20 protein-coding genes and 1 riboswitch are annotated in these 25,767 nt (G+C 44.9%); of the genes, 7 read left to right on the forward strand and 13 right to left on the reverse strand.

What is annotated here, in order from left to right; all coding sequences use genetic code 11:
• Positions 1-77: 77 nt before the first annotated feature.
• Entirely contained in the window at positions 78-1,088 is a 1,011-nt protein-coding gene (locus tag ERJ70_RS15535) for a LacI family DNA-binding transcriptional regulator (protein ID WP_209365700.1), read from the reverse strand.
• 308 nt (positions 1,089-1,396) lie between these two features.
• On the opposite strand from ERJ70_RS15535, the gene zwf reads away from it, so the two are divergent.
• Positions 1,397-2,872: a glucose-6-phosphate dehydrogenase gene (gene zwf, locus ERJ70_RS15540; RefSeq protein WP_209365701.1), complete on the forward strand. Its 1,476-nt coding sequence runs from the start codon at positions 1,397-1,399 to the stop codon at positions 2,870-2,872.
• A 773-nt stretch (positions 2,873-3,645) separates the two neighbouring features.
• On the opposite strand, the gene gnd is transcribed toward zwf, so the two are convergent.
• Positions 3,646-5,064, reverse strand: a complete 1,419-nt coding sequence (gene gnd / locus ERJ70_RS15545) for an NADP-dependent phosphogluconate dehydrogenase (RefSeq protein WP_209365702.1) — start codon at positions 5,062-5,064, stop codon at positions 3,646-3,648.
• Positions 5,065-5,482: 418 nt separating this feature from the next.
• Between gnd and ERJ70_RS15550 the strand changes: the two genes are divergently transcribed.
• Both ERJ70_RS15550 and srtD read left to right on the forward strand, forming a co-directional pair.
• Positions 5,483-7,018 (forward strand): alkaline phosphatase, encoded by a 1,536-nt coding sequence (locus tag ERJ70_RS15550; protein WP_309507066.1) that lies wholly within the window; start codon positions 5,483-5,485, stop codon positions 7,016-7,018.
• 31 nt (positions 7,019-7,049) lie between these two features.
• A complete protein-coding gene (srtD, locus tag ERJ70_RS15555) occupies positions 7,050-7,694 on the forward strand; it encodes a class D sortase, LPxTATN-specific (RefSeq protein WP_209365703.1) in 645 nt (214 codons plus the stop codon).
• Between the two features lie 379 nt (positions 7,695-8,073).
• On the opposite strand, the gene ERJ70_RS15560 is transcribed toward srtD, so the two are convergent.
• The 5 genes from ERJ70_RS15560 to ERJ70_RS15580 all read right to left on the reverse strand — a co-directional run bounded on the left by ERJ70_RS15560 (position 8,074) and on the right by ERJ70_RS15580 (position 12,983).
• Complete coding sequence (locus ERJ70_RS15560; RefSeq protein WP_209365704.1) at positions 8,074-9,075, reverse strand: LacI family DNA-binding transcriptional regulator; 1,002 nt, start codon at positions 9,073-9,075, stop codon at positions 8,074-8,076.
• A gap of 84 nt (positions 9,076-9,159) precedes the next feature.
• Positions 9,160-9,921: an alpha/beta hydrolase gene (locus tag ERJ70_RS15565; RefSeq protein ID WP_209365705.1), complete on the reverse strand. Its 762-nt coding sequence runs from the start codon at positions 9,919-9,921 to the stop codon at positions 9,160-9,162.
• Positions 9,922-9,945: 24 nt separating this feature from the next.
• Positions 9,946-10,767 carry a carbohydrate ABC transporter permease gene (locus ERJ70_RS15570; protein ID WP_209365706.1) on the reverse strand — a complete coding sequence of 274 codons (822 nt, stop codon included), beginning with the start codon at positions 10,765-10,767 and terminating at the stop codon, positions 9,946-9,948.
• Between the two features lie 18 nt (positions 10,768-10,785).
• Positions 10,786-11,664 (reverse strand): carbohydrate ABC transporter permease, encoded by an 879-nt coding sequence (locus ERJ70_RS15575; RefSeq protein ID WP_209365707.1) that lies wholly within the window; start codon positions 11,662-11,664, stop codon positions 10,786-10,788.
• Positions 11,665-11,750: 86 nt separating this feature from the next.
• Complete coding sequence (locus ERJ70_RS15580) at positions 11,751-12,983, reverse strand: sugar ABC transporter substrate-binding protein (RefSeq protein ID WP_209365708.1); 1,233 nt, start codon at positions 12,981-12,983, stop codon at positions 11,751-11,753.
• 302 nt (positions 12,984-13,285) lie between these two features.
• Between ERJ70_RS15580 and bglX the strand changes: the two genes are divergently transcribed.
• The 3 genes from bglX to ERJ70_RS15595 all read left to right on the forward strand — a co-directional run bounded on the left by bglX (position 13,286) and on the right by ERJ70_RS15595 (position 19,107).
• Positions 13,286-15,451, forward strand: coding sequence for a beta-glucosidase BglX (gene bglX, locus ERJ70_RS15585; protein WP_209365709.1), 2,166 nt, complete (start codon positions 13,286-13,288; stop codon positions 15,449-15,451).
• An 18-nt stretch (positions 15,452-15,469) separates the two neighbouring features.
• Positions 15,470-18,805 carry a GH36-type glycosyl hydrolase domain-containing protein gene (locus ERJ70_RS15590; protein ID WP_245208027.1) on the forward strand — a complete coding sequence of 1,112 codons (3,336 nt, stop codon included), beginning with the start codon at positions 15,470-15,472 and terminating at the stop codon, positions 18,803-18,805.
• Positions 18,806-18,921: 116 nt separating this feature from the next.
• Positions 18,922-19,107: a DUF4083 domain-containing protein gene (locus ERJ70_RS15595; protein WP_209365710.1), complete on the forward strand. Its 186-nt coding sequence runs from the start codon at positions 18,922-18,924 to the stop codon at positions 19,105-19,107.
• A 212-nt stretch (positions 19,108-19,319) separates the two neighbouring features.
• Here the strand turns inward: ERJ70_RS15595 and ERJ70_RS15600 are convergent, their stop codons facing one another.
• The 6 genes from ERJ70_RS15600 to ERJ70_RS15620 form a co-directional block, all read right to left on the reverse strand.
• Positions 19,320-21,044, reverse strand: coding sequence for a methyl-accepting chemotaxis protein (locus ERJ70_RS15600; protein ID WP_209365711.1), 1,725 nt, complete (start codon positions 21,042-21,044; stop codon positions 19,320-19,322).
• Positions 21,045-21,123: 79 nt separating this feature from the next.
• Positions 21,124-21,759 carry a response regulator transcription factor gene (locus ERJ70_RS15605; protein ID WP_209365712.1) on the reverse strand — a complete coding sequence of 212 codons (636 nt, stop codon included), beginning with the start codon at positions 21,757-21,759 and terminating at the stop codon, positions 21,124-21,126.
• A 184-nt stretch (positions 21,760-21,943) separates the two neighbouring features.
• Positions 21,944-22,051: riboswitch (cyclic di-GMP riboswitch) on the reverse strand.
• A 102-nt stretch (positions 22,052-22,153) separates the two neighbouring features.
• Positions 22,154-22,867 (reverse strand): DUF1206 domain-containing protein, encoded by a 714-nt coding sequence (locus tag ERJ70_RS15610; RefSeq protein ID WP_245208028.1) that lies wholly within the window; start codon positions 22,865-22,867, stop codon positions 22,154-22,156.
• Positions 22,822-23,088, reverse strand: coding sequence for a DUF1206 domain-containing protein (locus tag ERJ70_RS20055; RefSeq protein WP_245208029.1), 267 nt, complete (start codon positions 23,086-23,088; stop codon positions 22,822-22,824). Before ERJ70_RS20055 ends, ERJ70_RS15610 begins: the two co-directional genes overlap by 46 nt.
• Positions 23,089-23,172: 84 nt before the next feature.
• Entirely contained in the window at positions 23,173-24,336 is a 1,164-nt protein-coding gene (locus ERJ70_RS15615; RefSeq protein ID WP_209365713.1) for a GNAT family N-acetyltransferase, read from the reverse strand.
• A 19-nt stretch (positions 24,337-24,355) separates the two neighbouring features.
• On the reverse strand, positions 24,356-24,940 hold the full coding sequence (locus ERJ70_RS15620; protein WP_209365714.1) for a TetR/AcrR family transcriptional regulator: 585 nt from the start codon (positions 24,938-24,940) through the stop codon (positions 24,356-24,358).
• A gap of 161 nt (positions 24,941-25,101) precedes the next feature.
• Here ERJ70_RS15620 and ERJ70_RS15625 point away from each other — a divergent pair, with 161 nt between their 5' ends.
• The gene (locus ERJ70_RS15625; RefSeq protein ID WP_209365715.1) at positions 25,102-25,650 is read left to right on the forward strand and encodes a hypothetical protein; all 549 of its coding nucleotides are present in this window, start codon (positions 25,102-25,104) and stop codon (positions 25,648-25,650) included.
• Positions 25,651-25,767 lie beyond the last annotated feature (117 nt).

A 25,767-nucleotide genomic window follows, 5' to 3' on the forward strand; every position in this document is an offset into this window, starting at 1 on the left:
TCTCCTCCTCGGTTTGCGTAAACGTTTACTCTTTTTCGTGTACAAGATGGCTTGCTGATTCTCGCAAGCCATACTGCTCATACCAATTGCTTCACGGATTGTCGCTCAATGATACGGTGCGGCATGATAATGCTTTTTCCGGGCGTTCCCGTTTCCATTCCCTCGAATAGTAATTCTGCCGCCTTTTTCCCCATATCCCGCAATGGCTGTTCCACTGTCGTCAATGGAGGGATGGCCATTTCAGATATTTTCAAGTTGTCATAGCCGATAATCGACAGTTGATCCGGAATTCGGACGTTCATTTGGTAAGCTGTCGAAAGTGCCCCTACTGCCATTTCATCACTCGCAGCAAACACGGCCGTTACATCCGTCGCCGTTTCGTAAAATTGGGTAAACAACGATCTACCATCCTCGTAGGAAAATCCGTCTGCAGCAAAAACAAGGGAATCTTCCCCTTTCAATCCAGAATCGAGTAAAGCTTCCCTATAACCATCTATCCGGGGCTTTCCCGCTACGCTATCATCTGGATTGCCACTTAACATGGCAATACGGCGGTGACCTTTTTTAATGAGATATGCAGTAGCTGTATAAGCAGCATCCTTGTCGTCCACCTTTACATATGGAAGCGGATGCTTTTTTGACTTTGTCGACACCAATACCGCAGGAATATTCATTGCAGTAATCGCATTGTAATACGTTTCCGTCAATAAAGAACTGCCAAAGATGACCCCTTCGACCCGCTTTTCGGACAATAGCTGAAGATAATCCAGCGTTTTTTCCCCACTTGAAGAAGTATTGCAAAAGATTACGCTATGCCCACACCGATGAGCCACCTCTTCTAATCCGTAGAGCAATTCTGAAGTCAACATGCCAGACACGTCAGGAAACAACACACCGATTGTTTGGGTTTTGTTATTGATCAATCCACGTGCAACAGCGTTTGGCCGATAGCCCAGCTCCTCTACCGCCTGCCTTACAAGATTCTCCGTTTTGGTGGAATAACCAACTGAAGTGTGATTCAAAATCCGCGACACCGTAGCGATCGATACATTGGCATGTTTGGCTACATCTTTGATGGTTGGTTTCATAATAATCTCCCTTAGTTAGAACCAAAGAGTAAACGTTTTCTTTTCTCTTATGCTTGTAAGTTTACTTAAACGCTGTGAGGGTGTCAACGAAACTGTCGGGGACTTTCAAAAAAAGAAAGCGAATTCGTAAACGTTTTCCTGAAAAGATGCACCAAATCAGGGTTCAATAATTTTGTCATTCGATACTTACATGGTATGGTAGAAAGAAACGTCTCCTTGTAATTTTTCATCACGCACAGACGTTTTTAATCATTCATCTATCACATACTAAACATAACTATAAATGATAAAGTGAGGTCAAGAACGTTATGAACGAGGACAATCCAAAATCCATACTTGTTATATTTGGAGCAACTGGAGATTTGGCGAACCGTAAGTTGTTCCCTTCCATTTACCGACTTTATAAAAACGGCAAACTGTCAGAAGACTTTGCTGTCGTTGGTGTTGCACGCCGACCGCATACCAACGAATCGTTCCGCGAAAATGTTGAACAGTCTGTAAAAGCATCAAGGCCGGATAACGAAGAAATCAACGATAGGTTCTTTTCTCATTTTTACTACCAGCCGTTCGATGTTACCGACTTGGCTTCCTATCAGGAATTAAAAAATCTCCTGGAAAGCCTGGATGAAAAACATCATACCGAAGAAAACAGGATATTCTATTTGGCCATGGCACCTAACTTCTTTGGAACCATTGCGGAAAATTTAAAAAATGAAGGACTGACAGATACAAAAGGTTGGTCGCGACTCGTTATTGAGAAGCCATTCGGCCACGATTATCCTTCGGCAAAACAGTTGAACGAGCAAATACGTCAAGCTTTTGATGAAGAGCAAATATACCGGATCGACCATTATCTTGGGAAAGAAATGGTGCAAAACATTGAAGTAATCCGCTTTGCCAATGCCATTTTTGAACCACTGTGGAACAACCAGTATATTGACAATATTCAAATCACTTCCAGTGAAACGCTCGGAGTAGGCGAACGTGGCCGTTACTATGATAAATCCGGTGCATTGCGGGACATGGTGCAAAACCACATGCTGCAAATGCTTGCCCTTTTGGCAATGGAGCCGCCGATCAAACTGACTCCGGATGAAATACGGAGTGAAAAAATCAAAGTACTCCGGGCATTAAGGACCATGACACCCGATACTGTCGACGATTACTTTGTGCGCGGCCAATATGGTGCCGGGCTGAGCAATGGAGAACAAGTAGAAGGCTACCGTGATGAAACTGCGATTGACTCGGAATCAAACACCGAAACCTTTGTTGCCGGAAAACTGTTAATCGACAACTTCCGCTGGGCCGGGGTGCCATTCTACATACGTACTGGAAAAAGAATGGCTGCCAAGGCGACAGAGATTGTGGTGCAGTTTAAAGAACTGCCAATGAACTTGTACTTTAATAAAGGAAAAGACATACAGCCGAACCTGCTGGTCATCCATATCCATCCGGATGAAGGGGTCACCCTCCACCTAAATGCTGAAAAGCGAGGTGTCGGTACGACTTCCACGCCAGTCAAATTGAACTATTACAGCCATAACGGGGACAAAATCAACACACCAGAAGCTTACGAAGTCCTGCTGTATGACTGCATGCATGGTGACTCGACCAACTTTACCCACTGGGATGAAGTAGCGCTCTCCTGGAAGTTCGTCGATGTCATTTCACAAGCTTGGACTGCTAAGAAAGCAAATTTCCCTAACTATGAGTCAGGCTCAATGGGACCGAAAGCAGCGAATGAATTACTGGAAAACGACGGTTTCCATTGGTGGTCGATATAAGGCCTTCTTCAATAATAAGAGAACCAAAAACTTGTTTCTGTGGAGCTGGTTTTTGGTTCTTTTTTTGCATACAAAAGCCCTGACCGGTTAACCGGTCAGGGCTTCTAATGGCTTATATTCAATTGACTTGATGATGAAGTGCTTTTTCGCGGGTTTTCCACCTCATTTAGATCTTCATCGATCCGATGAAGTGCTTTTTCGCGGGTTTTCTGCCTCGTTTTGACCTTCATCAACCAGCAACGCCAAACCCACCCCTTCGTGGGTGCGCAGCTCCGTACGTTGCTCCCGAATGTTCTTCGCTTTTCTTTGTCTAGCTACGGCTCCTAGCGACTAGTAACCTTCCCTCACCTCCATACGATAAGTCAAGCTCGAAAAGGAAATACATCTTTTCGGCTTTCCTTTATCTCCTACGGTTCAGTCCAGCTTATACGTCGCTAATCGAGGCGCCTTCGCTTTTCTTTGTCTAGCTACGGCTCCTAGCGACTAGTAACCTTCCCTCACCTCCGTACGATAAGTCAAGCTCGAAAAGGAAATACATCTTTTCGGCTTTCCTTTATCTCCTACGGTTCAGTCCAGCTTATACGTCGCTAATCGAGGCGCCTCCGCTTTTCTTTGTCTAGCTACGGCTCCTAGCGACTAGTAACCTTCCCTCACCTCCGTACGATAAGTCAAGCTCGAAAAGGAAATACATCTTTTCGGCTTTCCTTTATCTCCTACGGTTCAGTCCAGCTTATACGTCGCTAATCGAGGCGCCTTCGCTTTTCTTTGTCTAGCTACTTCATCCATTCGGTATGGAATATGCCATCTTTGTCTAGACGTTGATAAGTGTGCGCGCCGAAGTAATCACGTTGGGCTTGCAGCAGGTTAGCCGGCAGTTTTTCCGTGCGATAACTGTCGTAATAAGCCAACGCACTGGAGAAGGCCGGTACCGGGATTCCACGCTTAATGGCGATTGCCAATACTTCACGCAAGGATGATTGATAATTTTCCACAATATCCTTGAAATATGGATCAAGCAGCAGGTTGGTCAAACCTGGCTCGCGGTCATACGCTTCTTTGATTTTTTGCAAGAATTGAGCGCGGATGATACAGCCGCCGCGGAAAATCATCGCGATATCGCCGTAGCGAAGATTCCAGTCATATTCTTCAGAAGCGGAACGCATTTGTGCGAACCCTTGGGCATACGAGCAAATTTTACTCATATACAGGGCTTTACGGACTGCTTCGATCAATTCTTTCTTATCTCCCTCGAAGGACTCTTTGGCCATTTCTGGTCCGCTAAGTACTTTGCTTGCTTTGACACGTTCTTCTTTCATCGCTGAGATAAAGCGGGAGAAAACACTTTCCGTGATGATTGGAAGTGGCACGCCAAGATCAAGCGCACTTTGACTCGTCCATTTACCAGTTCCCTTTTGACCGGCAGTATCAAGAATCATATCTACAAGTGGTTTTCCGGTTTCTTCATCCATTTTTGTGAAGATGTCTGCGGTGATTTCGATCAGATAGCTGTCCAGTTCTCCTTTGTTCCAATCCGCAAACACTTCATGTAACTCTTCCGCACTTAGTCCTAATACATGCTTTAAAATAAAGTAAGCTTCAGAGATTAACTGCATGTCACCATATTCAATACCATTATGGACCATTTTCACATAATGGCCGGCCCCGTCCGGTCCAATATATGTCGTACAAGGTTCACCATCCACTTTGGCCGCAATAGCCTCCAAAATTGGCTGCACTTTATCAAAAGCTTCTTTCTGTCCGCCCGGCATGATGGATGGGCCTTTTAAGGCGCCTTCTTCGCCGCCGGAAACACCGGTACCGATGAAATGAAGGCCGGATTCAGCCAGTTCTTTATTTCTGCGAATCGTATCCTTAAAGAACGTATTTCCACCGTCAATCAAAATATCCCCATCATCTAAATGCGGCTTCAACGACTCGATGGTTGCGTCGGTGGCAGCACCAGCTTTGACCATCAATAATATTTTTCTTGGCTTTTCCAATGAAGCGACAAACTCTTCAATCGTTTCAGAACCAACAAAGTTCTTTCCTTTCGCTTCATTCTTTAAAAAGTCCTCTGTTTTCTCATAAGAACGATTGAAAACAGAAACGGAATAACCTCTGCTCTCTATATTCAATGCAAGGTTTTTACCCATTACCGCTAAACCAATGACACCTATTTGCTGCTTTGCCATACGAATTCGATCCTTTCTTCCTGCATTTTTTTACTTTGGTTTCCCTAGTGTGGCTGTCCTGAACGCTGTCTATGTAGAAAGCATGACATGATACCTTGATATCTCTACTATACGGAATTCAAAAATTGCTTGCAAACAATCCCTTTTCCCTTCAGCTTTTGACACCTTGCTAAGTGAAACACTACTTTCTAAGTATACCATGCTTCCAACGTCGGAGTGAATTGGGAAGAATCGTGTCGAATAAAGCTGCGCAAGTAGCACCTAACGATCAAGGGACAGTCCCTCCTTCCTACACAACCTGAAAAAGTACCTTTCTGGCGCTTGGTAAATTTGTTTCTTTTTCCCCAGTTTGTTGCAAGTTAAACCGGGAATTCCCTCTGTAAGCATTGCCATTTTTCTTATTAGGAGGGGACTGAATGTGAAAAAGCGTAATCGAACAAAAAAATGGGTGGTTGCTTCGGTTTTAGCGGCTTTTGCTTATGGCACGACCATGACTCCTACATACAACGTAAGCGCTGAGGCAAACAAAGAGACGGAAGTGAAAAATGTGATTTTTATGATTGGAGACGGGATGGGGCCTGCTTACCAGACTGCATACCGCTACTTCAAGGATGATCCGGATACACAGCAAATGGAGGATACTTTTTTTGACCCGTATTTGACGGGCATGCAGACTACCTATTCTGCCGATGCCTATTTTGACGGTGGTGAAGAAGACGAAAAGGAAAATATTCCCGATTCAGCAGCCACAGCGACAGCAATGTCTTCCGGCGTAAAAACATACAATGGAGCGATTGCAGTCGATTTGGAAAAACACGACACCAAAACGGTCCTTGAGGCCGCCAAGCAACATGGAAAAGCGACCGGTCTGGTTGCTACTTCGCAAATCAACCATGCCACCCCTGCAGCATTCGGCACTCACGATGAATCACGTAACAATTATGATCAAATTGCGGATGATTATTTCGACAATCTCGTAGACGGGGAACATGCGGTGGATGTACTCCTGGGTGGAGGGACGGATTTCTTTATTCGTGATGATCGCGATTTGACCAAAGAATTCAAAAAAGACGGTTACAGCTACATCGACACGAGAAAAAAACTACTCCAGGACAAAAATGAACAAGTACTCGGATTATTTGCTCCTGTCGGACTCGACAAAGCGATTGATCGCACTGAGGATCAACCATCCTTGGCGGAAATGACCATGTCCGCTTTGGAGCGTCTTAAAAAGGATGAGGATGGCTTTTTCCTGATGGTGGAAGGAAGCCAGATCGACTGGGCCGGGCATGACAATGACATTGTTGCAGCCATGAGTGAAATGGAAGATTTTGAACAAGCCTTCGCTAAAGCGATAGATTTTGCCGAGCAAGACGGAGAAACACTGGTCGTGGCAACCGCCGACCATTCGACTGGCGGTTTATCTGTTGGACGTAATGGAGAGTATCAATGGCATCCGGAGGTTTTGCAAGCGGCAGAGAAAACCCCTGACTACATGGCCGAACAGATTGCCGGTGGCGCAGAAATCGAAACCACCTTGGATGAACATATCCAGTTTGATTTGACCGATGATGAAATTGAGGCGGTCCGGGCGGCTTTTGAAGAAGCGAAAGACCAAGACGAGGAAGACCTCATCCTGGCTGTCGATGCGGCAATCGAAAACATATTTGATATGCGTTCCGGAACTGGTTGGACGACCGAAGGGCATACTGGCGTGGACGTCCCTGTGTATGCGTTCGGACCGGGAGCTGAACATTTTTCCGGTCACATGGATAATACGGATAATGCAGATAACATTTTCCGTTTAATGGGGATAGAGGATAAAGAGACAGGCGACCAGCTTGCAGATACGGCTTCCAGCCATCCGACTGGCATCTTAATTGGTTCTATTCTCAGCATTTTAGGCGCCATGTTGTTTATCAGAAAGAAGACACCTGAAGAACATAACAGCTGATGTCAACTGGAAAATCAAGGAGTGATTCCTTATGAGATATTGGTTCGGAATAACGCTGTTTGCCATCGGTATGTTGATGGCTGGCTGGCACGGCTATAGGTGGTGGGAAGAATCAACAGCAGTCATAGTTGATCGAACGGAAGCCAGATCTGTCTCCCTGCATTGGGAGGATACAACCATCCAAGAACCGATGCCGCATAAAACGACTTCTGAAGACCAAAGCAGGGTAAGCGCAGCGCAAACCTTCACGACAGGAGAAAAAATCGCGGAACTGACCATCCCTAAGCTGGACAGGATTTATCCAGTTTTTTGGGGAACGGACAAGGAGACGCTCCAACAAGGGATCGGTATGTATGATTCCCCTTCCATGGCTCAGCCCGATCAACTCGGCCATACCGGTTTGGCCGGTCATCGGGATACCGTTTTTGTCGGATTGGATACCTTGCAGCCAGGAGACAGAATCTATCTTGATTTTCAAGACCAAACCTATGAATACCAGATACGCAAAACCTGGATTACCGACGCGAATGACCGCTCCGTCCTAACGGAGAAACAAGCACCGACTTTGACGCTGACGACCTGCTATCCATTTAATTTTATCGGATCAGCTCCGGATCGATTTATCATCCAGGCGGATTTGATAGGAAAACAAACTTTAGAAGGATCAGCAACATAAACAGTGTTTTCCAGTTCCGATTTGGCCAGATTGGGGTTGCCATCAAAAAATTCAACCAAAACGAAACCGCCGCTTGTCCACATGACAACGGCGGTTATTTTTTCGATAGAATCCACTTATATAAATGGTCGTATCTTCACAGTCTAATCGCGACTCAGTCAATACTCCCTTATGTTGTAACGGACCTTCCCTGTTCCCCTGACCCTTACGCCATCAAATGCGGCTATGGAAGATACAAAAAGCAATCAGGGACTATTTCGCCGGAATATAAGAAGACCCCCCGCTAGAGGAAAGCCATCAGTGAAATTTCAAAGAGCGAGACTCAAGGAGGCTCGCCAGCCGCCCACTGAAGCGATTTCTACAGCGTAATACGGATACTTCACCTGGAATAGGAATGGTTTTTGACAGAGCTTCGTTCAATCAATTCTGTGGACAAATTATAATGGTCCTCCACTTTTTCGCCAGCTAGTACTTGAAAAATCAAGTGAACCGCCAATGCACCAGCCTCATATTTAGGCTGCCGGATGGTCGTAAGCGGCGGCGAAACATACTCGGAAAGCTGGATATCGTCAAAACCGATTACCGAAATATCATCCGGAACGCGGATTCCTTTTTCAGCAAAAGCCTGCAGCCCGCCAATAGCCATTTCATCGTTGGCAAAAAAGACAGCTTCCGGTAAATGCTGCTGGGCAATCAGCATTTTTGTGGAAAAATACCCACTATCCCTCGTGAAGTCACCGGAAATTTTCAAACGGGAGGAAAAAGGAACATGCCGTTTTTCCAACGCCTCTCGATAGCCGGAAAGTCTCCGCTCATTATCATGTGAATTATTCGGCCCGCTGATATAGGCAATTTCTTTCATCCCCCTATCAAGCAGATAATTGGTCGCCATACGTGCCCCCTCCGTATTATCAACCTCCACTTGAATCACATGGTCATGCTGAAGATTGCGGTCCAGTACCACAATCGGAAAATCAGGCCGTGCGGAATCCAAAATCACTTCATCGGTAATATTGTGTGCCAGCACAACCACACCGTCCGCCCGTTTTTCTTTTAAAAATTTGACCGCCGTTGACTGCTGGCCACCGATGGAACTGCAAGCGATCAAATCGTACCCATTTGCCGAAGTTACTTCCTGGACCCCTTTAATCAATTCCGAATAATAAGGTCCGGACAGATCACTTAGGATCAGCACAATCGTTTTCGTTTGGGTTCTTTTTAAATCAGAAGCAAACCCGTTTTTCTGATAGTTCAATGAACGGGCAGCTTCCTCGACTTTTTTTCTTGTGGCGGCACTTATTTTCGCACTGTTGTTTAATGCATAGGAAGCAGTCGAAATCGCCACACCTGCAAGTTTTGCTACATCTTTAATCGTCGCCATAAGCTATAGCCTCCATACCATTATCTATTTCTAGTTTAACAAATGGAAGCCCTTTATTTATCCCCCACTGTAAAAGAATTGGTATTATTTTACCGGCAGCCAGCGCAATACCCGCTGAATCACTTGATCCCAATACTGCCACTCATGATCGCCAGGGCCGAAATCTGTCGTCAACTCAAATGAAGTCTCTTTACAAGCATGTAAAAAACGCCGATTATGTTCATATAAAAAATCTTCCGTGCCGCAGGCCTGATAAAGTGTGGGTTTCTCTGACGCGCTTCCGTCCACACGCCTAAGCTGATACAACAAATCATCGACCGTTCCAGAAATATCCTCATCGCCAAAAACCAAGGATAAATACCTCGATTTGTCGGAATTCTCCTGGCGCACATTTTGCAAATGATACACCATATCGGTCACACCGGACAAGCTTGCTGCAGCCGCAAAGCGGTCAGGATGATTGAGCGCCCATTTCATTGCACCGAATCCACCCATTGACTGGCCAGCCACAAAATTATCCTCCCTTTTCGCGGAGAGCGGAAACAGGGAGCGGGCAGTTTTCGGCAGTTCCTCTGTCAAAAATGTCCAATAGTTGCCTCCGTATCTCATATCGGCATAATAGCTGTTATCCGCCGCCGGCATCACCACAGCCAGGTTCTTCTCTTCTGCATAGCGCTCCAGCGACGTGCACCTCGTCCAGGCTGTATGGTTATCGCTGAAACCGTGCAATAAATACAGGGTAGGATGCCCCTCACCATCTGAACGCCTTTCTTGCGGTAAAATGACCTTCATGGACATATTTTTGGATAACACTTCTGAACCAAAATGACATTCAATCAGAGCCATATAATCGCTCCTCTCGCATACTTTTTACTTAATTCCAGATACATTGAAGCCTTCCACAATATATTTCTGGAAGATCATGAATATCACGACAATCGGTACAACCATAAAGGCAGACCCGGCCATTTGCAACCCATAATTTGTTACATTTTCGTCCTGCAACAGCGCCAACCCGACAGATAGTGTATATAGTGATTCATCGTTCGCCACGATTAACGGCCACAAGAAACTGTTCCAGGAAGCGATAAAGGTAAGGATAACCTGAACAGCCAATATCGGCTTGGCAAGCGGGATGATCAGCTTGAAGAAAATATAAAATTCACCGGCACCGTCCAACCGGGCAGCTTCAATCAAGTCATCCGGGACCGTCACCATGAACTGACGGATTAAAAATATATTAAAGGCAGCAATCAAACCTGGCAGAATAATTCCTGCCATGGTATTGGTCAGCCCCATTTCATTTAAAATCAGATAGGTCGGAATCATGGTGACCTGGCCTGGGATCATCATCGTGATTAAGACAATCATGAACCAGCCTTCTTTGAAACGGAAATTAAATTTACCGAATCCATAACCGGCCATCGTATTCAGTAACAACCCAAACATGGAGAAAAGCACAATGATTAATGTATTGATCAAGTAAACACCAAAGTTAAGATTTTGGAATAACTCGATGTAATGCTGGAAGGTCGGATTTTCCGGAAACAGTGTCGGCGGGATGCTCAATACCTCTCTGTCGTTTTTAAAAGAACTGAGAATCATCCAGATAAACGGCAAAGAAACGAGTAAACCACCTGCGAACAGGATAAAAAGCACAACTGCTCTCTCAAATTTATTTTTTAATTCCATAGCGGCACCTCACTAGGTTTAGTCTGTTTTCCTCAGTTTAAATTGAACGAGTGTTGCTACAATGACAATAGCGAACAGAACAAAGGACGCTGCAGCTCCGTAACCGAACTGGCTATACTGGAAGCCTTCCTGATAAATAAATAAGGCCATCGAATTCGTTCCGTTCAACGGTCCTCCGTTAGTCATGACAAAAGGTTCTTCAAAAAATTGCAGCCAGCCAATCAATGTTGTCACGGTAACAAAGAAGGTGGCAAAGCTCATCGATGGCAAGGTGATTTTGAAAAACTTATGCCATCTATTCGCCCCATCGATGTCTGCTGCTTCATAGTAAATTTTCGGTATCGATTGCAAAGCTGCCAGGAATATCAACATGCTTACCCCGTTACTCTTCCATACTGCCAGCAGAATCAAAGACAGCCTGGCAACAACCGGCTCCTCCAGCCATGGCACGGAATCGATATTGATCAAGGAAAGCAGATAATTGAACAAACCATATTCCTGATTGTACAGAAAGCTCCACACCACGGCGATTGCTACAATATTGGTGATGGATGGAACGTAATAGACAACCCGGAATGTGGAGGATACCCAGTTATTAAAGAAATTCAGCAAAACGGCAATCAACAGGGAGCTGGCGACCGCCAACGGTACCCCGATAATCACATAAAAAAAGGTGTTGCCCATGGCTTGGAGAAATTTCTCATCCTGGAACAATTGGATAAAGTTGTCCAAACCGACAAAGTTTATTTGCGACCAGTTCGCCAGGCCGCTTAAGTTCATGTCCGTAAAACTGATACCAAGCGAGACTAAAATCGGCGCAAAAGAAAACACAAACAATAATAAGACAGCGGGGCCAATAAAAAGAAACGGCGTTATATTGAATTTACTTTTGTTCATCCTGGTCCTCCCTTCAAGCATTCGTAAGGAAGCAAGGTGCAAGCATTGATGATGCGCGCACCTTGCATACCATATGTTTCTACAATTTATTTAGATAGAATGCTTGAGACTTGATTACGGTACTCTTTCAATGCTTCATCAATATCGGCATCATTCCGGTTTATTTGTTCCAGTGTATCGATCAGTTCCTGTGCCATTGTCTCGAACTCAGGAATTACCGGAACCGCTTGCGTCGATTCTAGCTGCTCACCAAACGTGCTGATTTTATCATCCTCAGCGAGCTTAGGATCCTCCCATGCTTCCATGTTTGCAGGCAGTTCTGTAACCGTGTCATACCAGGCAACTTGTGTTTCCGGATCAGCCATCCAGTTGATGAAATCAAGGGCTTGGTCAACTTTTTCCGTATTGTTAAATACGGTCCAGTGTGCCCCGCCGATCATGGAATTGTTATTCTCCGCTTCTGGCATTACATGTACGTCCCACTGTCCTTCTAACTCCGGAATTTGTTCATTGATGGAGTTGATTTCCCACGGGCCGCTGAAGAACATCGGTTTCGAGCCATCACTGAAGGCCTGGTAAAGCTGTTTCCCTTCAGTCAGCTGAGCCATTCCTTCTTCAAAGAATGTGTGATGCAGTTCGACTCCTTCTTTAAATCCTGGCTTTTCAAAGTTGGCTGCCCCTTCTCCTTCTTCATATTGCCAGCCATGCTCCCATGCCAGCATGAACGGGAAGTTTTGGTCCACTTGTGGAATCTCGATTCCATATTGATCGTCTCCACGTGCAGCCAACTGCGTTGCCGCGTCTTTTACGTCTTCCCATGTTTCAGGTCCTTCCGGATACCCGACTTCCTCTAGTAGGTCAGTGCGGTAATACAAGACACGCGTATCTACATACCATGGAATTCCAATGGTCTGGTCATCGTATTTTGTCGTTTCCACAGCGCTTTCATAAAAATTATCCGGATTGAAGTTTGGATATTCATCGATGTAGTCCGTCAAATCCAAAAATGTACCTGCCTCTGCAAACTCAGCTACCCAAGTAGTCCCGATTTGCAGAACATCCGGACCTTTTCCAGATGCCACAGCGGTCAGCAGTTTATCATGCGCATTGTCCCAAGGGATTGCCTGCACTTCCACTTTAACTCCGCTTTCATCTTCATATTCTTTTACAAAGTCCTCTAATTCAGGTGTCATGGTCCACACCGTAATCGTATCTTCATCAGACGATCCTCCTGATGACCCACCGGAAGAACAAGCCCCCAACACCAGCATGGCCCCAAGCATCACGACGAGCAAAAACCCAAGTTTGTTTTGTTTCATTGCCTCTCCACTCCTTTTTTCTTGAATCATTGAAACGTTTCGATAACCGTATTATAAATCTATCTGAAATCGGTTTCAACTATTATTTTATATTTTTTATGAATTTCTTCAAAATTCCTTTTAAAATAAGAGTTTTAATAATAGGAGAGATTATTCGTCTTCTAATTTATTTTTTGTTTTTCTATTGAAACGTTTCTATAAATAGCATATAGTAGTCAGTGAAATCGATTCCAATTCCCACGTTGGAACAGAACGTACTAGTACGAGATTACAGATTACGTATTGACACAGGAGGTAACCATATGTCAGAACAATCACTCGATCTACTATTAAATGAAATGACGCTTGATGAGAAAATCGCTCAACTCATGCAATTGGCCACCCCGTTTTTCAAAGGGAGTTCAGATAATGGAGAAATCACTGGTCCAATGGAAGAAATGGGGATTGACGAATCTATCATCAAAAGTACCGGCTCTGTTTTAGGTGCTTCGGGCGCTAAAGAAATCAAAGCAATCCAGAAGCAGCATTTGCAGGACAATCGTCTTGGTATCCCGTTGTTGTTCATGTCTGATATTATTCACGGCTATAAAACCATTTTTCCTGTACCATTGGCAATTGGCTGTTCATGGGATTTGCAACTTGCGGAGAAAAGTGCGGAAATTGCCGCCAAAGAAGCAGCTGTCTCCGGCGTTCACGTTACCTTTGCTCCAATGGTCGATTTGGTACGCGACCCCAGGTGGGGACGGGTAATGGAATCAACCGGAGAAGATCCTTATTTGAATAGCGAATTCGCAAAAGCTCAAGTACGTGGTTTTCAAGGCAACGATCTTACCCATGACATAAACCGGGTTGCCGCTTGTGTAAAACACTTCGCAGCCTATGGGGCACCGGAAGGCGGGCGTGATTACAATACGGTAAATATGTCGGAACGGGAACTGCGGGAAACCTATTTACCAGCTTACAAGGCAGCACTAGATGCAGGCAGTGAGATGGTGATGACGGCATTTAATATTGTTGATGGCATTCCTGCTACTGGCAACAAAAAATTAATGCGCGACCTGTTGCGTGACGAATGGAAATTCGATGGCGTCCTGATTTCCGACTGGGGAGCAGTCAAAGAGCAAATACCACACGGAGTTGCCGAAGACGGCAAGGAAGCTGCCTTAAAAGCTATAAAAGCCGGTTTGGATATCGAAATGATGACCACCTGCTATGTCGATCATCTGCGCGATTTAATTGAAGCTGGCACGGTCGATGAATCCTTGCTTGACGAAGCCGTCCTGCGTATCTTGCAGTTGAAGAAAAAGCTTGGCTTGTTTGAAAATCCTTACCGCGGGGCAGATGAAGCCAAAGAACAAAGCCTTATTATGTCGGACGAACACCGGCAAGCTGCCCGGGAACTCGCCGCCAAATCAGCTGTGCTGCTGAAAAATGACCAAGTCCTTCCACTACAAAAACAGCAAGAGATCGCTCTGATTGGGCCAATGGCCGAAAGCGGGGATATTCTTGGCCAATGGTCTTGGAGAGGCTCCCGAGAAGAAGCCGTTACCTTAAGCGAAGGAATAAAAACGAAAATTGGACCAGACAACTTGCGAACGGCCCAAGGATGTGGCATCGAATCAGCAACAGAGGCTCAGCTGGCAGAAGCCATTGAAACGGCCAAGACGGCTGATATCGTCGTGCTGGCATTGGGAGAGCGTTCGGAAATGAGTGGAGAAGCTGGATCACGGTCCAATATTCAACTGCCTCAGGTCCAACTCGATCTGATCAAGGCTGTTAAACAGCTGAACAAGCCGACGGTGGCTGTCCTGTTCAATGGGCGCCCGCTGGATTTACACGGGGTTGCAGACCAGGCCGACGCAGTGCTCGAAGCATGGCAGCCAGGAACAGAAGGCGGGAATGCCATCGCCGATCTGCTGTACGGCGACGTCAATCCATCAGGAAAGTTGACCATGTCATTCCCGCATTCTGTAGGACAGGTACCAGTATATTACAATCATTTCAATACAGGACGCCCAAAGGATGCACCGGATGCGCAGGAACGCTATGTATCCCAATACCTTGACAGTCCGAATGATCCAATGTATCCGTTCGGCTTCGGCTTGAGCTATACGAGCTTTACCTATCATGATTTGACACTTAGCACAGACTCCTTAACATTTGGACAGCCGCTGACCGTTACAGTGACTGTCACCAATTCCGGCCAGACAGCCGGAGAAGAAATTGTTCAATTTTACACACGAGATCATGTCGGCGAGGTAGTAAGACCTTTAAAAGAGTTGAAAGGATTCCAGCGAATCAAACTGGAGCCAAGAGAGACCCGTGAGGTGCACTTCACTTTGACAGAGGAACAGCTTCGCTACCATCATGCCGACCTGGAATTCACGAGTGACCCTGGTACATTCACGGTGTATGTCGGACCGAACAGCAAAGAATGCCTTGCAAAGTCATTCCATTTATCTCATTAATGCAGGAGGAGAAAATTCATGCCTAACACACCCTACCATTTCCAAGCAGGAGAAGTTAGCTTCTCCTTTATGGAGAGTGGAGATATTTTTCAAGTCACACATAACCAGACCCTGATCAATCAGTGGCTGGCTAATCCGATTGATGGAGCATTGAATAACTTCTATTTACGGGTTCATCAAGCAGACGGTAAGATCGTTTTCGTTCCCATGATCGGGGTGCAATCCAACAGTAGAATAGAGATTGGAGAAAAAGAACTCGCCTGGATTGGCTCTTTTCAGGATATCGACTATCAAGTCCGATTTCTTCCTGCCAAGAATGGCTGTTGGTTTTGGGATATCACCCTTCATGGTAATGACAAAAAGGCAGATGTCATCTATGGCCAGGACCTCGGACTTGCCGACAAAGGCGCAGTCCGGGCTAACGAAGCCTATATGTCCCAGTACATGGATCACACTGTCTTTGAAGACGAGCAGTATGGTTATGTAGTATGTACCAGACAAAACCAGCCGCAAAGCGACGGATTTCCTTACCTTCAGCAAGGTTGTCTGCAAGGGGCAACTGGTTATTCTACAGACGGTTTTCAGTTCTTCGGCCTTTCTTACAAGGCAACCAATCAACCGGAGGCATTGACCAAACCGCAGCTGCAAAACGACAATTATCAATACGAATTCGCCTATACAGCCTTGCAATCCAAGCAAGTACAATTAAACGGCAGTCACCGCTTCGTTTTTTACGGGTTATTCAAACCGGATCATCCGGAGGCCGTTACAACGCTGGAATACCAGGAAGAAATCGAGCAAGCTTGGAAAGAAGCAGAAAAACAAAACAACTCAAAACGAAAAACTGTCGACCGGATTGTTCGATCCACTTCATTGGGCGAGCCACTACAAACGCTGGAGATGACAGAACAGGAAATCAACCATTATTTTCCCGAGCGGCAGTTGGAAGAGAAAGACCAAAACGGCTTGCTTTCTTTTTTCACAAAAACATATGAGCACATTGTCCTCAAACGGAAGGAAACCATGGTTGAACGGCCGCATGGCCACATTTTAATGAGTGGGGAGAACCATATGGTGCGGGACGATAATTTGTCCACCACTTCCTATATGTATGGCATTTTCAATTCGCAATTGGCAATCGGAAATGTCAACATGAACAAAATGATGACCAATGCCCGGAATCCATTAAACGTGGCGAAAGTCCCTGGACAGCGAATTTATATAGAGCTTGAAGGCTGCTATCGTCTGCTGGCGATGCCTTCCTTATTCGAAGTCGGGTTCAACTACGCCCGCTGGTATTACAAATTGGAAAACGACGTTATTATCATCACGAACTTTACCACGGTAGACAGTAAACAGGTTCAACTCGACGTTGCATCGCAAAGCGGAAAAAACTATCGTTACTTGGTAACCAATCAATTGACCATGCAAAACAACGAATACGAAGTTCCCTTCCATTATGAGGTGGACAATCAAACCGTTACGTTTACGGCGGACAAAGCAGCTGATAGTAACTCAGTCTACCCAGAGTTATATTACCAGTTACACGTTACTGGTACGGAAGCAGCATTCAGTGACGAGCAAAAAATAGCTAATCCTATCAAAGCCGGCGACGCTTCCCTTGTTGTCCTGACAATTTCTCCGGCATCCGACTGGACGATCATGATAACTGCAGGGCTCAATTCAGAAAGATCCATTGCGGAAAAACGTACTGTTACACACGAGGCAGAACGCTATCGGGAATATTTCCATGAACTTCTAAATGACTTTCATTTGAGCACTGATTCCGGTTCTAATGAAGCATTGGATAAAGTCAACGCACTTGCCTGGTGGTATACCCATAATATGCTTGTCCATTTTTCCACACCCCACGGTCTTGAGCAATACGGTGGCGCAGCCTGGGGTACCCGCGATGTCTGTCAGGGACCGACGGAGTATTTCATGGCCACTCAAAACAAGCAAACAGTAAAAGAAATAATCAAGATGGTCTATTCTCATCAGTATCAAGAGACCGGCAACTGGCCGCAGTGGTTCATGTTTGATCAGTACAACACTGTTCAACAGGCAGATAGTCATGGTGATATTATCGTCTGGCCGCTTAAAGTGATCAGCGACTATGTAGAAGCTACGGACGACTACACCATCCTTCAAACGAAGGTGCCCTATACAGACAGAACCACCTTTGCCTTTACCGAAGAAACAACGACCATTTTGGAGCACGTAAAAAAACAAATCGCTTATATACAGGATCACTTTTTACACGATACCCATTTGTCTGCCTATGATGACGGCGATTGGGATGACACCCTGCAGCCTGCTAACCAGCAATTGAAGCAATATATGGTCAGCAGCTGGACAGTTGCCTTGACCTACCAGGCACTACGGAAAATGACCAATGTATTGAAAACGGCAGGAGATCCGCAGGTTGATGAGATGGAAACCCTTTTGGCAGGTGTCAAACAAGATTTTCAAACGTACGTCCTGCAGTCGGATGTGATACCAGGATTTTTATACCTGGAGGACCCGGAACATCCAGAAATGATGCTGCATCCTTCCGATACCGAAACCGGTATCGATTATCGTCTGCTGCCTATGCAGCGGGGGATTATCAGTGAACTACTGACTCCTGAACAAGCAGAACGGCACTATCAGTTAATAAAACAACAGCTGTCTTTCCCCGATGGCGTCCGATTGATGAACCGGCCGGCTAATTATTCCGGGGGTGTCAGTACCCACTTTAAACGGGCAGAACAGGCAGCTAACTTTGGCAGAGAAATCGGTTTGCAGTATGTCCATGCCCATATTCGTTTTGTCGAGGCAATGGCCAAACTAGGAAAAGCGGGAGAAGCTTGGAGCGGCTTGGATGTCATTAATCCGATCCAAATCCATCAAGCCGTGCCGAATGCTGAATTGCGTCAGAGCAATGCTTACTTCAGCAGCTCTGACGGCAAATTCAAAACTCGATATGATGCCCAGGATAATTTCGGAAAACTCCGTACCGGGGAAGTTGCAGTGAAGGGCGGCTGGCGGATATATTCCAGCGGACCAGGAATCTATATGAATCAATTAATTACCCATGTACTAGGAATACGACAGCAGTCGGGCGATCTTGTCATCGATCCGGTTCTCCCGGATTCAATGGACAATCTCGTATTCGACTTCCGTTTCCTGAACAAGCCGGTCACCTTTGTTTACCACCTTGGCCAAAAAGAAAGACAAGTGCTTGTCAATGGCGAAAAAATGACTATAGATGTAGAGGCCAATCCTTACCGGCAAGGTGGATTTATTGTCAAAAAGGCAGAATTGGAGAGAACATTGCAGACAGATAAAAATAGCGTGGAAATCTATTTATAAAAGAAAATCTCCGGCAACTGACTTTCTCTTTTTAGTCATGTTGCCGGTATTTTATTCTCTTTATTAGTTAATTTCTGGTAAAATGAAATTAGCATTTATACTAGGGGGATTGTTTTATGGGAAATTTACTGTGGGGAGATGTGCTCGTACAGTTTGTTTACTTACTCATCTTGGTTTTGATTGTGATGTTGTTCGTCTCGGTGTTCCGTTCCCAGGCAAAGCGGCAGAGACAATTAGACCGAATCGAGAAAAAAATAGACCAGTTAAACGGCAGAGAAAGATCGGATGATCAACGACGATAACGACTTAACCTTAAAGTACCTTGCCGGAGTACCGTATTTATACAAAAGAGGTTTAGAATGCTTTATTTTCCAAGTTAGTTAAAGGGGATATAGAAGATTAAAAAGAAAAAGCGAACGAGTTCGAATGCATTTCGAATCTCCGTTCGTTTTTCTCTGTAGTCACTATGCTTTTGTCCCAGCATTATATTTTAGTCGTGTCTCAAGCTATAAGCTTATAATCGAAACTGTCTTATTAACCCATTCAACTCTTCTGCCAAGTTGGAAAGCTGTTCGGAACTGTTGGCGACTTCCTCCATCGAGCTGCTGGTCTGCTGGGAAGATGCCGAGGTTTGCTCTACCCCTGCCGCCGCCTCTTCAGATATTGAAGCTATTTCTTCAATCGAGGCATTCATCTCCTGGCTTTTCGCAGCGATGGCCGCCAGGTTGCCCGAAACCATTTGGACACTATCCACCATTTCAGAAACAGAGCTATTGATACTAGCAAATGTTTTGCCCGTTTTCTCAATTTGACTAGTCCCTTGTTCAACCTCTTTATAGCCACCTTGTAGCGACTCTGTTACATTGCTGGATTCCGTCTGGATATTGCTTACAATGTTTGTAATATCCGTTACAGAGACTCCAACCTGCTCAGCCAGTTTTCTTACTTCATCGGCTACAACTGCAAACCCTTTTCCATGTTCACCAGCACGAGCGGCTTCAATCGCAGCGTTCAGCGCAAGCAAGTTGGTTTGTTCAGCGATATCTTTGATCACCGATACAAGCTTGGAGATTTCCTGTGACTGGGAATCTAATCCTTGCACTTTTTTCACTGCATCTTGCACGATTGTATCGATCTTTTGCATTTGTTCAATCGATGACTCCATCAAGCCACTTCCATCTTTCGTCATTCCGAGCACACGGCTGGATGTTTCGTCGATATGGGCGCCACTTTCATTTGCCTCCTGTACTTTTTGAGAGAAATCCCCCATAACAGAGGCCAATTCAGAAGCGCTGTTCGCCTGCGACTCTGAACCTGATGCCAATTCCTGCATAGTGGTAGCCACCTGTTGGGAACCGGCCTTCACTTCGTTGGCCGACTGCGTCAATTCTTCACTTTGACCGCTAACTGTTTCGGAGATCCCGGCAATTTTCTCTACCATCTCCTTCAGACTGTAACCCATCGTGTTAATAGAAGCAGCAAGACGGCCGATTTCATCCTTACCATCGTAATCAACTGAATCAACTGCCAGATTTCCATCGGCAATCTGATCACTGACATAAATGACTTTATTCATATTCATGATAACAGAACGGCTGATCAGAAAGACAAGCAAACCACCTAAAACCACAGAGGCTGCCATCGCTATAAGTAATACGTTTCTGGCTACAGCGGAACTATTTGATGCTTCATTAATAGCCAATTGACGATCAGCAACTACTGTTTCCCGCAAGCTATCCAATAATTGCACAGTCTCTGAACGAAGCTGGTCGGATTCCACTTTTAAATTTGCAAGCAGGGATGCTTCATCTTGTTCCACTGCCGGAATGATCACTTCCAGGAACAAATCGTTCATCCGCTTGTCGTTCTCCAGGATTTGGGAAAAAAGTTCCTTTTCTTCGGATGTATCCATTTTCGCCTTCAATTCATTCTCTAACGCATTAAATCGATCCATACGCTCGTTATATTCATCTATGTAGCGAGAATCATCGTTATTCAAGTAACTGGCGATTCGTACCGATTTGGATCTGATCAGGGAACCCATTTCTGTCACCTTTATCGCCCGGTCTCCTCTTCTGTCCACTTCATCAATATTATTGCCGATCCCATTGATGAGGGTAGTAACAATACCTGCAGAGATACCGAACAAAATAAAAACAACAATTAAACTGGCCCCATACTTCCAGCCAATGCTCACATTTGAAAACTTCAGGCTGGGTAACTTAATCTTTTTCCACATATTTCTCTACCCCTTGTTGCAGCATGCAGCAGTAAGTTCTCTGGCAGCTGTATTTTATGTGACTTCCCTGTTGAATTTTTTATAGATAAAACCAGCGTTGCCGTAATGCATACAAAACGGCATTCGTCCGGTCTGGCACATTTAGTTTTCTAAAGATAGAACTCACGTGATTCTTAACTGTTTTCTCTGTAATAAATAAGAATTTGGCAATTTTATCATTACTAAAGCCTTTCGTAAGCAACTCCAGTACATTCCATTCCCGTTCTGTCAGAATTCCGACTGGTTGTTCGACCACCTTGTTTGAAATCTTCAAGTAATCCTGAAACAAAACCGTCGAGAGCTTGGGATGTACATATACATGACCTTCTAAGACGCAATCAATACCATTCGACAATTCCTCTGGCTGCATGCCGTTGAAAAAATAGCCATCCAACCCCTTTTGAAACCAGTCGTTCAGCCTGGAAATATCGGGATCTGCAGTCCAAACAATCACCTTTTCTTCTTTTTGTTTCTGCCAATCAATCAATTCCATAATGGAATGACTATCTGTGTCAATGTCGACGATCAATAGGTCTACAGTTTCCCCAACTTGCATAAGGGTTTGGCATTCACTATAAGAAACAGCTTTGACTGAATGAGATGGATACTTATTCATCAATGCATTGATAATACCATCTCTTAATAGACAACGATCTTTCACCACAATAATATTCAATTCCAACTCACACCAATCTTTCCTTCGTATTCCCCAAAAATTTCTGTCTTCATCCCCCTATAAACCAAACCATCATTTTTATCCAGACAGTAACACATCACCTCGTTTTTACTAAAAATCCCAAAAAAATAGCTCTTCCTAATCAGGAACAGCCAGACATAGCTTGATTTCTATTAAATCAAGTGTTGGCAGCCAGGCGATCATAATTACGCGTGAGTATAATGACTCATGACATAACCTTAGACCCTGGGCTTTGCGTCCTAACCTTTCGATTAGTTTGCCTTTATCAGAAATTATTCACATTCGTTTGTAGTTCTTTAGTAAGTATACTGTGTCATTTTTCACTTTTCAACATAAATTTACAAATAATGCAGATATTTTTTATTTCTAAAATTTAATCGCTTGCATTTTTCGGAATATTGTGTCTTATAAAAGGGATATAAATAATAAAAAATAGCAGGGATGTCCAACAATCGGCACTCCTGCTGTTCTTTAGCTTCCATAATCCATTTTTTGATAACGTCCCCCGAAAAACCTGGTACAGACCGAATAATATAAAGCCAAGCGAAACGACGCCGAGCTTCCAACTGCCATACGGCTGCTGAGCGAGCTCAGACAACGCTTCATCCAAACCCTTTGCTTTATCAGGGTTTGTTGTGACAGCTGTCTGCACAAAGAAGAAACCGATAAGCCCAAAGACTATTCCCCGGGAAATCATCCCGATTTTTCCGGCGATTCTTGCAACCTTTTCTTCCTTTTCCTCCATTTCGCCCTGCTTGAACTTTTTCATGTAACTGCCTTTTATCCCGATACCCGCTTCATAAATGGCAAAACAAAAAACGACAAAGCCAAAAATCCCAAGCAGCCACGGACCATACGGCTGGGATAAAAGTTTTGCCGACATTGTCTGCTCAGAATTCCCGCCACTTCCTGCATGTACCGCGATTTTCAGCGCCTTAAACGAAATTCCGCCATAAATCAGCGCGCTGATGAAGAAGCCGGTACGAATGGCCAATCCCCGTATCCCCTTTCCATAGTCATCCGGGTCTTTAAATGCTCTGATCATTGCCAGACAATATAACCGAACAGTCCGATTCCAATGATCCAAACCAGGATCTCACCGAGCGGAAGAGCGGCAAGCGATTGAAACATACCGCTCGTACCAGCGGTTTTTCCGCCAAATCCTGCAGCTGCCAGCAAAGCAAGGAATCCGATTAAGGCAAATACAATTCCCTGTGCCATGTATCCTATCCTTCCAAAACGACGGATCCATGGCTTTGCTTGTTTATGTTGTTGGTCTATTTCTGCCTTCGTGGAAGGTATATCCATATTTATCCCCTTCTTTCGCAAGGATTGAAGTATAAAACATTATTCCCTTACGAAAAGAAGCAAAACTTGCCGCTTAGTCTCCAACTAGAAAAAGTCTGTAAGATACGTCTGCCGGACAGGCAGCATTTCATCAAGCAATTCCACTTCCTTGGGGCTGCCGCTGAACATTCCCGCAGCATACAACTCCGAAGGCCGCTTTGCGCCAAGAAGCATCACAGTAAGCTGTTGGATTGTGCAGAAAATGGCGTTTTCCTCAAGAATTTCATCTTCGATGCGAACAACTTGCCCACCCTCAATGCGATAACTCCCTGCATTATCAGGCAAAAAATCATCTTCCACATGCAGGTGAACAGGCAGCGAAACGTTTTTGGACCGAAAAGGATAAGCTTTCAGAAATGCTGGCACATCGACAATCCGGGCCATGAAATAAGGCTTAATCTCCTGCGGAAACCTTGGCTCATCCATCTTCAAAGGCAACAAATCATTTTCCGGCATTTCCATTTCCACTTTTTCCACCATCGAGTCATGGTTGGCAATGAATTGCATGAGTAAACCCCAACCATTTAACGACAAGTAAACAAACTCCTCAACAGTGAGAATGTCATTCTTGACGTAGTAAATAAGATACCCTTCGGCTTCATCCTGCTCATTATAGGTCACAGCGATTTGCTCGTTTCCAGTCAGCACCCTTTGCTCCCACCACCGTTCATCCCTTACCAGCATGCCATTGTAATTCTTGGCGAAACTGCTATAAAGGGAGTGCAACAACCCGATATCTTTTTGCACCCTGCGGACATAGCCGCTTCCATTCCAGTCTTTCTTCAACTGGTTGATCGGCAGCGAATAGTGTTTGTTTGTAAAGGCCAGCTCCCACCCGTATTTCCGGTAAAAAGGAAAGGAGAACGGGTGCAGGAAAGACAATGTTTGACCATTTTCTTTCATGTCAAGAAGCGCATGATGCAACAGGTGCTTTACGATACCCTGGCGTCGATACTCCGGCCAGGTCGCTACGTTGCCGATTCCACCCATTGCAAATTCTTTACCGTTCAGATAGCAGGATAACGAATGGAGGTGCAGTTTGCCGGCAAGTGTTCCCTGTTCCATCCAGCCCCAGATTTTGTGATGTTTTGTTTCTTCTATTTTTTTCTGCCTTTCCTCCGCAGACAGTTCATATTGAAAGGCAAATTGGGACAAAGCGAAAATCTCCGGGAAATCCTTTTCAGTCAATCGTTGTATTGCTGTCATCATCCATCTCCCCTTTCATTCGTTACTCACATATAACTTCCAACTGACTGGCGATGACCTTTTCCACCTGCTTTTCGGTTAACCGTTCCGGTTCCAGCATGGCGTGAAGCGCCAATCCATCGACCATCGCATACAGTCTCTCGATCTCAAGCTGCCTATCGACACCTGGCCGTAGCAAACCATTTGTCTCCATATACTCAAACATCAGCTGAATAGCTGCTAAAATGCCATCCCCTTCCTCCTCCAATAAGTGAGGGTGATAACGGGCATAGCTGACAAACGTAAACCACACCTCCATCTCTGCTCTGGTCTGCTTGTTCGTTGGTACGATTTCCAGTAAAACGTCGAGCATCTTCTGTTTGGGCGATCCGTCACGGTGGATAATCCGCTCGATTCGTTCCGAAGCTCTTTCCTTGACTAAACGCATGGAATAAAGAATCAAATCCTCCTGGTTGGAAAAATAATAGCGCAGGGCCCCAAGTGACAGCCCTGCCTTTTCTGCTATCTTACGAACGGTCGCCCCTTCCATTCCATTTTCCAAAATGACCCGCCATGCTGCTTCTGCTATTTTATTTCTACGCTGTTCATGATTCACTTTTTTTGGCATATTCTTACGATAGCAATTCGGAAACGAACATTCAATTATTTAATACAATTGTATTAAATAATTGAATGTGCTATGCTTTTTTTATCTGATACAACCGTACTAAAAAACGATAGGAGAAAATTTTAAAAGTTGATAGAGAGTTCAAGGGGGAGGGAAGATAGTTGAATGGTATTGTCTGGTTGATCATTGTCTGTGAAATTGCCTTTTGGATTGCCATCATTGCTGGTCTGGTCACCCGTTACTTATGGAAAAAAGAGAAAGCAGGACTCGTTTTACTGGCGATGACACCGGTAATTGACTTAATTCTGCTGATTCTGGCAGGTTTTGATTTATATCGGGGAGCTGAGGCCACTGCTGCTCACGGTATAGCCGCTATTTATATCGGAAGCTCGATTGCATTCGGGAAAAGTATGATAGCATGGGCCGACCAACGCTTCCAATATTATATTCTTAAGCAGCAGGAATCAAAACCGCAAAAACGCTACGGATATGAATATGCCAAATATTATGCGAAAGGATGGCTGCGCCATATACTGGCTTTTGTCATCGGCGCCGGGCTGCTTGCTGCCACGATTTTTATAATTGGAGATACAGAGCGAACGGAAGCTTTAACAGGAATAATCAGAGTGTGGGCATTGGCCTTGGGAATTGATACGCTTGCCACCATCAGTTACTTCCTTTGGCCCCGGAAACAAAAAAATGTGAGGTAATAATAGAACAAAAGCACAAGAGCCTTGCCCACCTCCTTGATAGAGAAAACGAAAGGGCGGATGAACTTAGAAAAAGTAGAAACGTTAAAATTATTCTGCTTGCTCTTCTTCTATCGA

It is taken from the genome of Sediminibacillus dalangtanensis, from assembly GCF_017792025.1.
GTDB lineage: Bacteria > Bacillota > Bacilli > Bacillales > Amphibacillaceae > Sediminibacillus > Sediminibacillus dalangtanensis.